Annotated in this window: 12 protein-coding genes; 9 read left to right on the forward strand and 3 right to left on the reverse strand. The window is 58.4% G+C overall.

Going from position 1 to position 13,029, the window contains the following annotated elements; genetic code table 11:
• Positions 1-51 precede the first annotated feature (51 nt).
• Genes ACR3E6_RS18935 through ACR3E6_RS18955 form a run of 5 tightly spaced genes read left to right on the forward strand, consistent with a single transcriptional unit; the run spans position 52 to position 4,987 of the window.
• Complete coding sequence (locus ACR3E6_RS18935) at positions 52-1,146, forward strand: M24 family metallopeptidase (RefSeq protein WP_480488742.1); 1,095 nt, start codon at positions 52-54, stop codon at positions 1,144-1,146.
• On the forward strand, positions 1,146-2,153 hold the full coding sequence (locus ACR3E6_RS18940) for an ABC transporter permease subunit (RefSeq protein WP_171724607.1): 1,008 nt from the start codon (positions 1,146-1,148) through the stop codon (positions 2,151-2,153). Before ACR3E6_RS18935 ends, ACR3E6_RS18940 begins: the two co-directional genes overlap by 1 nt.
• Positions 2,153-3,055 carry an ABC transporter permease subunit gene (locus tag ACR3E6_RS18945; protein WP_152460560.1) on the forward strand — a complete coding sequence of 301 codons (903 nt, stop codon included), beginning with the start codon at positions 2,153-2,155 and terminating at the stop codon, positions 3,053-3,055. Before ACR3E6_RS18940 ends, ACR3E6_RS18945 begins: the two co-directional genes overlap by 1 nt.
• 4 nt (positions 3,056-3,059) lie before the next feature.
• Positions 3,060-4,037, forward strand: coding sequence for an ABC transporter ATP-binding protein (locus ACR3E6_RS18950; RefSeq protein WP_480488745.1), 978 nt, complete (start codon positions 3,060-3,062; stop codon positions 4,035-4,037).
• Positions 4,034-4,987, forward strand: a complete 954-nt coding sequence (locus ACR3E6_RS18955) for an ABC transporter ATP-binding protein (RefSeq protein ID WP_480488746.1) — start codon at positions 4,034-4,036, stop codon at positions 4,985-4,987. The genes ACR3E6_RS18950 and ACR3E6_RS18955 overlap by 4 nt, the downstream gene beginning before the upstream one ends.
• A 353-nt stretch (positions 4,988-5,340) precedes the next feature.
• On the opposite strand, the gene ACR3E6_RS18960 is transcribed toward ACR3E6_RS18955, so the two are convergent.
• Together ACR3E6_RS18960 and ACR3E6_RS18965 are read right to left on the reverse strand one after the other, a co-directional pair.
• A complete protein-coding gene (locus ACR3E6_RS18960; protein ID WP_480488748.1) occupies positions 5,341-7,125 on the reverse strand; it encodes an ABC transporter ATP-binding protein in 1,785 nt (594 codons plus the stop codon).
• A gap of 444 nt (positions 7,126-7,569) precedes the next feature.
• The gene (locus tag ACR3E6_RS18965; RefSeq protein WP_171636478.1) at positions 7,570-8,508 is read right to left on the reverse strand and encodes a c-type cytochrome; all 939 of its coding nucleotides are present in this window, start codon (positions 8,506-8,508) and stop codon (positions 7,570-7,572) included.
• 96 nt (positions 8,509-8,604) lie between these two features.
• On the opposite strand from ACR3E6_RS18965, the gene ACR3E6_RS18970 reads away from it, so the two are divergent.
• From ACR3E6_RS18970 to ACR3E6_RS18980, 3 genes are read left to right on the forward strand one after another with little or no spacing between them, the layout of a single operon-like run.
• Positions 8,605-9,129, forward strand: coding sequence for an RNA polymerase sigma factor (locus tag ACR3E6_RS18970; protein ID WP_245218156.1), 525 nt, complete (start codon positions 8,605-8,607; stop codon positions 9,127-9,129).
• Positions 9,126-9,863 (forward strand): hypothetical protein, encoded by a 738-nt coding sequence (locus ACR3E6_RS18975; RefSeq protein ID WP_480488750.1) that lies wholly within the window; start codon positions 9,126-9,128, stop codon positions 9,861-9,863. Before ACR3E6_RS18970 ends, ACR3E6_RS18975 begins: the two co-directional genes overlap by 4 nt.
• A 38-nt stretch (positions 9,864-9,901) precedes the next feature.
• Positions 9,902-10,990, forward strand: coding sequence for a helix-turn-helix domain-containing protein (locus ACR3E6_RS18980; protein WP_480488752.1), 1,089 nt, complete (start codon positions 9,902-9,904; stop codon positions 10,988-10,990).
• On the opposite strand, the gene ACR3E6_RS18985 is transcribed toward ACR3E6_RS18980, so the two are convergent.
• Entirely contained in the window at positions 10,963-11,853 is an 891-nt protein-coding gene (locus ACR3E6_RS18985) for a LysR substrate-binding domain-containing protein (protein ID WP_209835089.1), read from the reverse strand. The two genes, ACR3E6_RS18980 and ACR3E6_RS18985, sit on opposite strands and share 28 nt — an antisense overlap.
• A gap of 107 nt (positions 11,854-11,960) precedes the next feature.
• On the opposite strand from ACR3E6_RS18985, the gene ACR3E6_RS18990 reads away from it, so the two are divergent.
• On the forward strand, positions 11,961-12,962 hold the full coding sequence (locus ACR3E6_RS18990) for a sterol desaturase family protein (protein WP_480488754.1): 1,002 nt from the start codon (positions 11,961-11,963) through the stop codon (positions 12,960-12,962).
• Positions 12,963-13,029 lie beyond the last annotated feature (67 nt).

Raw genomic sequence — 13,029 nt, forward strand, 5'->3', positions numbered from 1 at the left:
GGAGCCACCTGATTGGTGGCTCCGGCTTTCTTATTGAGGAGGTCGGGCAGAATGCCGGATTTGTCCGAATACCGCCAATTGGCAATGGATATGTCAGTGGACGCAGTGGCCCTGGTGCCGGGTCCGAATTTCACCCGCGCATTGGGCAAATCCTTCATGAGCCACGAGCGCCCTTTTGTCGTGGTGATTCCGGCCCTGGGTGATCCGGCGGCGATCGTGCCCAATCTGGAACTCGCCTCATGGGATCTGGTTGGATTTGAGGGTGCCGTATTCGACTGGCGCGATCAGACCGGCTATGACCGCGCATTTTCCGCGCTGGCAGCGCATCGTCCGATCAGATCGTTGGCCGTCGAAGGTCAGGTGATGCGGTTTTTCGTGTCAGACGCGTTTGCCCGCGCAATTCCGGATCTGCGGATTGTGGACGGCGAGCGCGAAATCTCAGGCCTTCGCATCATCAAAACCGAAGAAGACATCGCCGCGCTGCAAGCGGCCATCGATATTTCGGAACGCGCGTTGGAGCGTGTGATTGCAGGTGTTCGTGCAAGTCAGACCGAAAAACAGATCGAGCAGGCGCTGATACAGGCGCTTTTTGCGGAAGGCGCCGAGTCGTTGGCCTTTTCCCCCATCGTGGCTGCGGGGGACAACTCGGCACGACCGCACGGAAAGGCGCGCGCCGACTACCGGATCAAAGCAGGCGATGCCTTGCTGTTCGACTTTGGCGCTCGAAAACATGGTTTTGCGGCCGACATTACGCGAACTTTTTTCGTTCAGGACGTCCCGGACGAAGGCCGGGATGTCTACGACACGGTTTTGCGCGCCAACAAAGCCGGGTTCGAAGCCTGCCGCCCCGGCGTGACAGCGCATGACATCGACGACGCCGTCACAGGCGTGCTTGAGGCCTCGCCCTTTGCCGATCGTATCCGGACCAAGACAGGTCACGGTCTGGGCCGGGATGTGCATGAGGCGCCGTATATCATGCGCGGCAACAGCCAAAAAATCCTGCCGGGCATGGTCTGGACCAACGAACCCGGTCTGTATGCATTGGACAAGTTCGGCGTTCGCATAGAAGATGACGTTCTCGTCACCGGGGATGGCTGTCGGTCACTGACCCGCTTTCCCAAAGAACTTACAATCATAGGTCGCTGATGCTTGGCTATTTCCTTACCCGTCTTGGCCTGTTTGTTCCGACATTTCTGGGCGTGACGTTGATTTCGTTCATGTTCATCCGGGTGCTGCCCGGCGATCCGATCATCGTGATGGCCGGGGAACGCGGCATGACGGAAGAACGTTATCAGGAAATGGTCGAAAAGCTGGGTTTCGACAAGCCGGTGTTGCAGCAGTATTGGGATTACCTCACCGGAGTGCTTCAGGGTGATCTGGGCGAAAGCTTTGTCACAAGGAAACCCGTATGGGATGAGTTCTTTTCGCTGTTCCCCGCAACGCTGGAGTTGTCCCTTTGCGCCATGATCTTTGCCGTTGCGCTGGGTCTGCCCGCAGGTGTGATCGCGGCGGTGAACCGAGGGAAGTTCTTTGACCGGGCGCTGATGTCCTCGGCGCTGGTCGGGTACTCGATGCCCATCTTCTGGTGGGCGCTGCTGTTGATCATCATTTTCTCGGGCAATCTGGGCTGGACGCCGGTCTCGGGCCGCATCGACCTGTTGTATTATTTTCCCAGCGTCACGGGCTTTATGCTGATCGACAGCCTGTTGTCGGGTCAGGAAGGAGCATTCGGATCAGCCGTGCGCCATCTGATCCTGCCGACGATTGTGCTGGGAACGATTCCGCTGGCGGTTATCGCACGCCAGACCCGGTCGGCGATGCTGGAAGTTCTGGGCGAAGATTACATCCGCACCGCGCGCGCCAAGGGTTTGTCACCTTCGCGGATCAATGGATTGCACGCGCTGCGAAACGCTTTGATTCCGGTTGTTACGGTGATCGGCCTGTCGGTGGGCACGTTGCTGGCGGGGGCCATCCTGACCGAAACCATCTTCAGTTGGCCGGGCATAGGAAAGTGGATGGTCGACAGCATCTTTCGCCGTGACTACCCGGTTGTTCAGGGCGGATTGCTGATGATCGCGGTGATCGTGATGCTGGTGAACCTGCTGGTCGATGTCCTTTATGGCATCATCAACCCCAAAATTCGGAGGCGGTGATGGCCGAACTATCTTCAACCCCGCCCAGAACGGAAGACCGCCCCAGCGCCCTGCGAGAGTTCTGGTACTACTTCAGCGAAAACCGCGGCGCTGTCATCGGGCTTTGGGTTTTTGCAGCCTTTGTGTTTTGTGCAGCTTTTGCGCCCCTTCTGGCCCCCTATGACCCAACCGAACAGTTCCGCGATCATATCCTGCAACCGCCTGCTTGGCAGGAGGGCGGAAGCTGGGCTTTCCCGTTGGGTACCGATCCGCTGGGTCGGGACATGCTGTCGCGCCTGATCATGGGCTCGCGCTATTCCTTCTTTGTTGGAATCGTCGTCGTCTGTGTGGCGGTGTCGGGCGGCGTGATGATTGGCCTGCTGTCGGGCTTTGCCCCCAAATGGGTCGATACGCTGATCATGCGGGTGATGGATATCGTTCTGGCCTTTCCGTCGCTGCTGTTGGCACTGGTGCTGGTGGCCATCCTTGGCCCGTCGCTGACGAACGCGATGATTGCCATCGCCATCGTTTTCCAACCCCACTATGTGCGCCTGACCCGCGCGTCGGTTCTGGCGGAACGTCAGAAGGATTATGTCACGTCGGCGCGCGTGGCAGGCGCTGGCAGGTCACGGTTGATGTTCATCACCGTGCTGCCCAATTGTCTGGCTCCCATCATCGTCCAGGCGGCGTTGTCCTTTTCGACAGCAATTCTGGATGCAGCTGCATTGGGCTTTCTGGGCATGGGCGCGCAGCCGCCCACCCCGGAATGGGGCACCATGCTGGCCGAAGCGCGCGAATTCATACTGCGCGCCTGGTGGGTGGTTACTTTCCCCGGTCTGGCGATTCTTGTCACCGTTCTTGCCATCAACCTGATGGGTGATGGCCTGCGTGATGCGCTTGACCCGAAACTGAAACGGAGCTGATCGCATGAGGCTTTTGCAGATCCGCAACCTGACTGTTGAATTCGCCACGGCCTCGGGCAAGTTCCGCGCCGTGGACGGTGTCGATCTGTCGGTCGACAGGGGCGAGCTGATGGCCATCGTCGGCGAAAGCGGCTCGGGCAAGTCGGTGTCGATGCTGGCGCTGATGGGGTTGTTGCCCTGGACCGCGACGATCACCGCTGACGAGATGCGCTTTGAGGGGCTGGATCTGGCCGGTCTTTCGGCCCGCGATCGCCGCAAGATCATCGGCAAGGACATGGCGATGATCTTTCAGGAGCCGATGTCGTCGCTGAACCCCTGTTTCACGGTGGGATTTCAGATCAAAGAGGCTCTGCGCATCCATCTAGGTTTGAACCGCAAGGACCGCCACCAGCGCGCGATTGAGCTGTTCGACCAGGTCGGCATCCCGGCCCCGGAAAGCCGTCTGACCACCTTTCCACATCAGATGTCAGGGGGCATGAACCAGCGCGTCATGATCGCGATGGCCATCGCCTGCAAGCCCAAGCTGCTGATTGCGGACGAACCGACCACTGCGCTGGATGTCACCATTCAGGCACAGATACTCGACCTGCTGGTTCGGTTGCGGGACGAGCACGATATGGGCCTTGTGCTGATCACTCATGACATGGGGGTGGTGGCCGAAACCGCCGAACGGGTTCAGGTGCAATATGCCGGACAAAAAGTCGAAGAGCAGCCCGTGCGTGATTTGTTCCGCACGCCGCGTCATCCCTATACATCGGCCCTGCTGAGCGCCTTGCCCGAGCGCGCGACCTCCAAGATCCTCCCGACGATTCCCGGCGTTGTGCCGGGTCAATTCGATCGCCCCGCAGGGTGCTTGTTCAGCCCCCGATGCCGGTTTTCTGATGCAACTTGCGCTGAAATACCGCCGACCCCCCATGCCGACGCCTTCGGCAAGGCGCGTTGTCACCACGTAGAAAAAATTGCGGCCGGAGAATTGGCATGACCGACCCCATCGTTCAGGCGAAAGATCTGACCCGGTTTTACACGGTGAAGGGCGGGTTGCTGTCCAAGTCAGCGACGGTAAAGGCCCTTTCTGGGGTGGATTTCGAACTGAAACCGGGAAAGACTCTGGCCATCGTCGGAGAGTCCGGCTGTGGCAAGTCAACATTGGCGCGATTGGTCACGATGATTGAAGAGCCGACGTCGGGCAGGCTGACGATTGATAGTGTCGACATTACCCCGTCGCGGTGGAGCAAGATGCGGCAAACGGTGCAAATCGTGTTCCAGGATCCGTATGGATCGCTGAATCCACGTCAACGCATCGGCCAGATCTTGCAGGAACCGCTGATCATCAATCGCCCGGACATGTCCGCCGCAGACCGCGAGACACAAGCGCGCGACATGATCGAGATGGTGGGATTACGCCCCGAGCATTATGATCGCTATCCTCATATGTTCTCTGGCGGGCAGCGTCAGCGTATCGCCATTGCACGCGCGCTCATGTTGAATCCCAGGGTCCTGGTTCTGGATGAGCCGGTTTCGGCACTCGACGTCTCGATCCAGTCGCAGATCCTGAACCTGCTTGTGGATTTGCAGGAACGGCTTGACCTCGCCTATCTGTTTATTTCGCACGATCTTTCCGTGGTTCGACATTTTGCAGACAACGTGATCGTGATGTATCTGGGGCGCGCTGTTGAAAAGGCGCCCAAAGAACAGCTGTTCGCCGCGCCGCGCCACCCCTATTCCAAGGCGTTGCTGTCCACGACGCCCCGAGCCGACCCTATGGCCCGAAAAGAACGGATCAAGCTTGAGGGCGAACTGCCGTCGCCAATGAAAATTCCAAAAGGTTGCGCCTTTGCGCAAAGATGTTGGCTGGCAACCGATCAGTGCAGGGCAACATTGCCTGAACTGGCCGGAGAAACGCATCAGGTCGCGTGTCTGTACCCCTTGTAATGCAAGTAGGTTTTTGCGTTGGTGTGAGACGGTGGCAAACAGGGCGGCCTCAAGAAAAGCGACGTTGACTTCTTGTCGGAGAACCTCCGTGCCCAGGCGCTGGCAGGAACGGCGCGCCGGCGTGGGCGACCATGCCACATGTTTGTGTCGCTATCGTCGAGACCGCCATCTTCGAACCCGTACGTAAGACAGGACCGTCTATTTCCCCAAGTGCGGCCCGAGCGGCCATATCCCTTGGGCGGCTTGGGCCTGATGACTTCGATGCACGGACGCGCGTGACAAGAATACTCCGCCCCTCTTCCGGACGGGTCTTGCCCGGAGAAGGGAGGCATGTGCCAGACCGAATGCAGGGGCTACTCTGCCACTTCCGCCGAGGGTTCGTGTTTTTTGAATTGCTGATCGAACAGGTTGCGGAAGGCTCCGTTCTTTTTCATCAACTCGTCCAGATTGCCCTGTTCCACGATCGAGCCATCCTGAACCACGATAATCTTATCCGCTTCCAGAACAGTCGAAAGTCGGTGCGCAATGACGACGACGGTCACATCCTTTGTCAGGGTGTCCAGAGCCTTTTTGACAAGCGATTCCGATTCAGCGTCCAGCGCGCTTGTGGCCTCGTCCAAAAGCAGGATCTCGGAATTTCTCAGTATTGCGCGTGCAATCGCAATTCGCTGTTTCTGACCACCTGACAGGAAGGTTCCGTTTTCGCCGACTTGCGTTTCGTACCCTTCCGGCAGGTCCATGATGAACTCGTGCGCATGTGCGGCTTTGGCAGCGGCAATGACCTCTTCCTCGGTTGCGTCAGGGGCCGAGCAGCGCAGGTTGTCCATGATCGACGTCGAAAACAGGAACGTATCCTGACCGACATAAGAGATTTTTTTTCGCAGGGACGCAAAGCTGACCTCGCGCAGATCCTGGCCATCGATCTCGACGCTGCCCTCATCGGGATCGTAGAACCGCATGATCAGCCCGAATATCGTAGACTTGCCACCGCCGGACTGACCGACCAGCGCGGTGGTCTTGCCGGCCTCGAACGTGACGTTCATGTTTTCGATCACAGGTACGGCACCCTGATATCCGAAAGTCACATCGCGCAGCGTGATCTGGCCGGGGCCTTTGATCAGGTCATGGGCTTCGGGGCTTTCCACCATCGTGTCGTCCTGATCCAGCAGGCCGAACAACATGCTGATACCTACCATGCTGGTTTCGATCTGAACGCGCATTTTCGACAGCCGCTTGGCAGGTTCATAGGCCATCAGCAACGCTGTGATAAAGGACATCAACTGGCCAGCGCTGGGTTGTTCCGTACCCGCGATTCCCATCGTGCTGACCAAAAGCACACCCGCCACGGCGAGGCCGGCCAGAAACTCCATGAGAGGACTGGCAATGGACTGCAACTTGGCGATGTCGTTCGACCGCTGTTCAACTTTGCGGATGGCGGTGTCCATGCGGTTGATCATCCGGTCTTCGAGGGAGAAAACCTTGATGACCTTGATCCCTGCCGAGGTCTCTTGCAGCACCCGAATGATTTCCGCCAGCGACTTGAATTCGGCCTGCATGATCGTGCGTACGCTCTTCAGCAGATAGCGAACACCCAACAGGGCAATCGGACCCACGACAAAGAACAAGACGGACAGAACGGGCTGCTGATACACCATGACCGCAACCAGCCCGACCAGAGTCAGGGCGTCGCGGACAAACCCGGTGACCAGCACATCGATCAGGCTTCTGGCCGCCTGCGCGCCATGGGTTGTACGCATCAGAAGGTCCGACGATTCATTGGTCGAAAAGAACGCGACCCCATGTCTGAGCAGTTTTCGGTAAACCTTGTCCTGCTGTTCCGCCACGATCCGATTGCCTGCGCGGGCGAGGTAGATAGCCTGAATATAGGATGCGACCGCCTTGACCAGAAACAGAAGGACAACCCCCAGCGCAATGACATGTGCCCAACCCTGCAAATCGGGGCTGGTCATGGCATCGACAATGTATTCCATCATATATGCGGAGCCGGCCGTGGTGACCGCCACGGCAATCATTGCCAGAACCGCAATACCATACAGTTTGCCTTGCGCGTAAAAGCTATCACCTACAAGGCGGCCCATATAGCCTGATCGCCATTTGTTCCAGGCGCGCTTTATCATTGCGTTCTCCAAATCGTGAAACTGTGCGCACGCTCAGTTAACCTATATTTTGTCGGGCCTAAAGGACAGATGCCAAGCTGCGGCAGAGCGGCCCATCCCGACTGTCTGAGCTGTACGCCCGCTAAATAATGGCTGGTTGACGATCGGACAAGAGTTGGAAGGCGCAAGGACAACTGCGATTTGCCCCTTTGTACGGCCGCAGGCAGGGTTGGTGGCGCGACAGGATTCGCAAAAAAACGTCGTAAAACACGGGCTGTTTTGCCACAAACGAGTCGTATGTCCGGCATGAACCCGCTGACAGAAGGCTGTATTTCCTGACTTTGAACACGTGTTGATCCGAAAACCAGACAGGGAACGGGCACAAGTATCGTATCCGATCCTGTCCGGGGCCGGTTGTTGGAAATCGAAATTCAGCGCTGCGGCCAGGTCTCTCGGGCGTTGCCTTCACCCCTCTTCTTGCAAATATGCAAGAAGGTTAACAATATCTTCGTTCTTTTTCAGGCCGCGAAACTGCATTCGATTGCCCTGAAGATACCTTTTGGGATCCGTCAGGAACGCGCTCAGGGTCTCATGCGTCCAAACGATGTCGGAACTTTCCAGCGCTGTCGAATACTTGTATCCCTCTGCCTGTCCGGCCTTTGTGCCGATAATACCGTGCAGGGACGGGCCAACACCATGGCTGCCTTCTTTCAATTTGTGGCAGGCACTGCATTTGCGAAACACCTTTTTGCCCGCCGTCGCGTCCCCCTGAACATCTGCGGCAGCAACATCCTCTGTGGCTTCCGATGCCGTCGAGGCCTGCTCTTCATCCGTGTTAAAGATCAGCCGGGCCGTAATAGGTACCGTTCGGGTGATGCCGGGCAGGCTTGCCAATTCCATAAGCTTGTCCACGCCGGCGTTCACACCGGCGTCTTCCGTGCTGAGAAACACCATGTCGTTTGTCGAAACAAGCACTGACGTCTCGGACAAGCGTGCGACGAACATTTCCGCGTCAAATTCAACTTCCGTGCCGGCCAGCGAAAGCACGGAAGCAGCTTCCAGAGTGGTGGTTTCACCCACGGCCAGCCCTGAAACCTTCGCCATGTCGAATTCGGCCGTCAGGCGCGCAGTGGGTGCTTGGCGGAATACAAATTCGATCATTCGTTCGTTGCGAATATCTATGTTGGTCTCGACCGAGGACAGGTCGATTTCGATTTCGGCTATGCCCTCCTGTGTCACGTGTCCGCTCAGGCCGGTGAAACTGTTGACCTCGCCCACCGCGTTTTTCTTGATCGTTCCATAGGCCAGATGCGAGTGGTCGGACTCCAGTGTCCAATCTGCTGCCCAAATGGGTGTTGCAACAATTGCCGACGCAAACGTGACTGCCTTCAACAGAAGTTTCATTTCTTTCCTCCGCGGTTTATGTCAGTTTTGGCCCTGCGGGCCGGGTCCGTTTCTGACAAACACACACAGGTCGCGTTTTATTCGATGAGTGCCGAGATGACTTCCGAACAGGCCGTTCGTGACGCCGTACAGATGCACTCAAGACGCGTCTGGCGGTTTGCTCTGGCGTTGTCGGGGGCATCAGATGTGGCGGACGATCTGGTGCAGGCTACATGCCTGCGTGCGCTTGAGCGGCATCATCAGGTAACATCGCATGATCGTCTGGACAGTTGGCTGATGACGATCTGCCGGTCAATCTGGTTGAACGAAGTGCGGTCTCGTTCCGTCCGGCGGGCACAGGCGCTGTCCGTGACCCCGGAAGCGGAACTGGTCGCAACTTTGCCGGATTCAGAAACGAATATTTTTGCGGCTGAAGTGTTTACTCAAGTGATGCAGCTGCCAGAAGCGCAGCGGGAAACGGTCATGCTTGTGTTCGTCGAAGGGTACAGCTATCGCGAAACCGCTGCATTGCTGGACGTTCCCATCGGCACAATCATGAGCCGGCTATCGAATGCCCGGCGGAAACTGAAAACCGTGATGCAGTTTGAGGCGGCAGACACCGCGCGACGGAGTGGCAAATGACGTTTTCCGACGAGACGCTGTTGGCGTATCTGGAAGGCACGCTGGATGAGGCTCAGAGCCGCGCCATCGAGGCCGCGGTTGAGGATGATGTCGAGCTTGAACGCCGCTTGATGGCGCTGGATCCGTTTGCGCCTGTCGTTGGGCAGGTCTTTGAGAAACTGCCCACCGCGGCGCCGAAGGTCGATTTGCCGGAACCCGTGGCGCAAAACACCAATGCTGGGTTTCTGCGCCTTCTGGTCGTGGCCGCGGGCGTCGGGGTTGCAGCCGTCGCCCTGACATTCTGGGCGACGCGTCCGGCGGAACCGGGCTGGGCGCAGCAAGCGGCAATCTATCAGTCGCTTTATGTGCCCGAGACGATTGTCTCGCTGGACAGTTCCGAGGCATCGCTGGACAAGCAGTTCGCGATGGCCGAGGCAGCACTTGGCAGGTCTCTGAACCGTGAAGCGCTGGACTCCCTGCCTGGGCTGGAGTTGAAGCGAGCACAGGTTCTTTCGTTCAAGGGAAAGCCCTTGGTTCAGGTCGTTTTCGCCGATGAGCAGGGTCAACCTTTTGCCTTCTGTGTTATCCGTCAGGGGCCGAACGCCCCGAAGGCAGAGGTCAAACAGGCCATTCTGAGCGGTTTGGCAACAGCGACCTGGGCGCAGGATGGCTATGGTTACATGCTGCTGGGCAGCTCTCCGCAGACCGATTTGAGCAGCGAACTGGATGTTCTGACCCGAACCTTTGCGGGCTGACGGAATACCCCTTGTGAACCAACGGGAATGCCCGAAGAATGCGGGGTATGACGTCGAAGAAACCCTTGCCCCTTCCTGAAGACGAGGCCGAAGATCTTGGCCCCGCCAGCATCTATGACGGCGATCCGTCCGAAGAGGACGACCTGTGGTTCTTGCCACCGGATGAAGTCGAGGAAGACGAGGGATTCTTTTTGCCCGGGCCGCGACGCGAACAGCGCCTGCTGTTCGATCCGCGTGATTGGCGGGCAGCGCAGTCCGACCTTTCTGCGGAACTTGCAGATCTGGCCCTGACTTTTGGCGCGCTGGATGAACGGTTGCGAGCGGGCCCCGAAGGCTGGACGCATCGCTTGGCATTGATGGAGACGTCCGATCTGGGGTGGTGGACCGGAGACCGGATCAGCGTGGATCGATTGGCCTTGTGGACCGGTTTGCGGATCGGCGCGACTCATGATGACGTGCAGGCCCTGTTCCGGGCCGGATGGGCTGTACGACGCTTGAGTTCGGGCGCGCCGCCTGCTGCCGGCGGTTGGGAACGGGGGCTGACCGCGTTTCTTGACCGACTGGCTCAGGGGGCCGACGCGACCCCGGAATCCATCATTGATCTGGCCGAGGTCATGCAAAACGCCGAAGGGCTGCATCCTGTGACGCAGTCGGCAATTGCGTTTCACGCGTGGCGGGCGGTGTCACAAGGCATCGGACAAGACACGGAAGCAGCCGTCATAGCCGCGCGGCATGCGGCCTCCATGGGGCGTGGCGGTGCGCAGTTTATGCCCTTGGCCTTGTCCGGGCCGCGTGCGCTGCGCGGCTCGGGGGATCCGGCGGAAAAACTGAGCGCATGGATCGGCGGCGCAGGGCAGGCAGCCCTTGCAGCGTTGTTGCACCTGGACCGGATCAGCGCGTGGGAGGCGAAAGCCAAAAAGGTCACGCAGGATCTGAGCGGCCGCACCCCGCCGCGCCTGATCACTGCATTGACGGCCTGGCCCATGGTATCCGCGCCTTTGGCAGAAGACCTGACCAAGGCTTCCCGCGCGGCGGTACAGCGCAATTTCGACCTGTTCGCGCAGCGGGGTCTGGTTCGCGAGGTCACCGGGCAGGGGCGTTACCGCGTCTGGACGGCGGCGCTGTAATCCATCAGCCAATCGCGAAACGTACGCGCTGCCGGGCGCAGCGCCGTGCGGGAGGGATAGACCAGATGATAAGCTTCCTGCCCCGGGCAGGAGATGTCCGGCAGACAAGGGACCAAGCCCGACAGTTTCATAATGCGATCTGACGCGGGCGCGCGCGCCAAGGCAATGCCGCATCCGCTGGCGCAGAGCTCGGCCGCCATCACCGAATTGTCGGCAAAAAAATACCGTGCCTGGCCTGCTGGCAGCCGCTGGTGTTCGAACCAATGCGGCCAGCTTGCCCGATGGGTCGAAACTTCGATCAAGGTGAAGTCGAACAAGTCCTTTGCCGTCTCGATCCGGGCAGCAATCTCGGGCGGGGCGATGGGATAGAGATGTTCGCGCATCAACTCGTCACTTTCCGAGCCGAACAGCGCGGGGTTTCCGAACACGATCTGAAGGTCAGTGAACCGATTGGCAAAATCCGACATGACATTGCCGGTCGAAAGCGAAAGGTTGATCTGAGGATGCGCCGCCTGAAAATCGGGAACACCCCCGGCCAGAATGCCATGTGCAAACAGCAGCACCGACTGCACGTAAAGCCTTTGCTCGCGGGTTTCACCGAACAGACCGGCGGTTGCCGTTTCCAACATGAGCAAGGATTGCTGTACCGACGGCAGATAGGCGCGCCCGGTCTCGGTCAAAGTAACCGCATGCGCGTGACGGTGAAACAAGGGTGTGCCCAGTCTTGTCTCCAGCGCCTTGACCTGCTGGCTGACGGCGGCAGGCGTCATGTTCAACTGGGTCGCGGCGCGGGCAAAGCTTTCGGTTCGGGCCGCAGCCTCGAATACGCGCAGCCAGTTGAGGGAAGGGACGCGGGCGTTCATTCCGACAGGCTAAGCAGAACTTAGCCTCACCGGCAAGACAATTAGGTCTGAGCTTTTGATCCCCCGCCTTAGGCTTGTAATCAGTGAACAGATGAAATGAGCCTTCTATGTCAGACCCCGCCCTGCCGCCACGAGCCAAGCGCAAGATCTGGAATTACACGCCTCAATTGCCGATTCAGACCGCACCCTATTGGGATTGGCCGATGAAACCTCTGGCCGCGTTGAAATACCTGCTGCAAAGCTGGAATCCGCTTGCATTGCGGGCGCTGCTGCTGGTCTTTGCGGTCATCAGCTGGACCTATCTGACGCCTTCTTTGAGCAGGATCGAGACCTTCGGCTGGGATTGGGTTGCGGAAATCTGGTTCCGCAATTTCTGTATCCTGATGGTGGTCGCAGGCGGTTTGCATCTGGCCCTTTGGAAGTTCCGCACGCAGCAGGACGAATACCGCTATGACATGCGCCCGATGATGAAGGGCGCCAAGGTGTTCACATTCAAAAATCAGGTCTGGGACAACATGTTCTGGACCTTGGGCCCGGCATTGACGTTCTGGACGTTCTGGGAATGTCTGATCCTGTATTCCTATGCCAGTGGCTGGATCACGATGATCACGTTAGACGGCAACCCGATCTGGTTCATCGCCATGACCGTCTTCGTGCCGATCTGGGCCGGGTTCCATTTCTACTGGCTGCACAGGCTGCTGCATGTGGGTGTGCTTTATACAAAAGTCCACGCTTGGCATCACCGCAACATCAATACCGGCCCTTGGTCGGGGCTTTCGATGCATCCGGTCGAAAGTTTCTTTCTGATGTTCGATACGATGATCTTCTTCCTGCTGCCGTCTCATCCGATCCACGCCATTTTCCTGCTGTTCCATCACGGCATCGGCGCTCCGACCTCTCATGCCGGGTTCGAGCATGTGAAGTTCGGCAACAAGGCCAAGTTCCAGGTCGGGGATTTCTTTCACCAGCTGCATCATCGGTTTTTTGACTGCAACTACGGCACTTGGGAAACCCCTTGGGATGAATGGTTCAACACGTTCCACGACGGCACCGATGAAGGCAATGACATGGTCAAGGAACGCCGCCGCAAGATTTGGGCCACCGAATAGCCCGTGAAGGCAGATCCCTGCCGGACCCAAGCGGGTCCGGTGGGCGCGTTTGATCCAACAGGCGGTG

The organism is Ruegeria sp. AL3 (genome assembly GCF_056536065.1).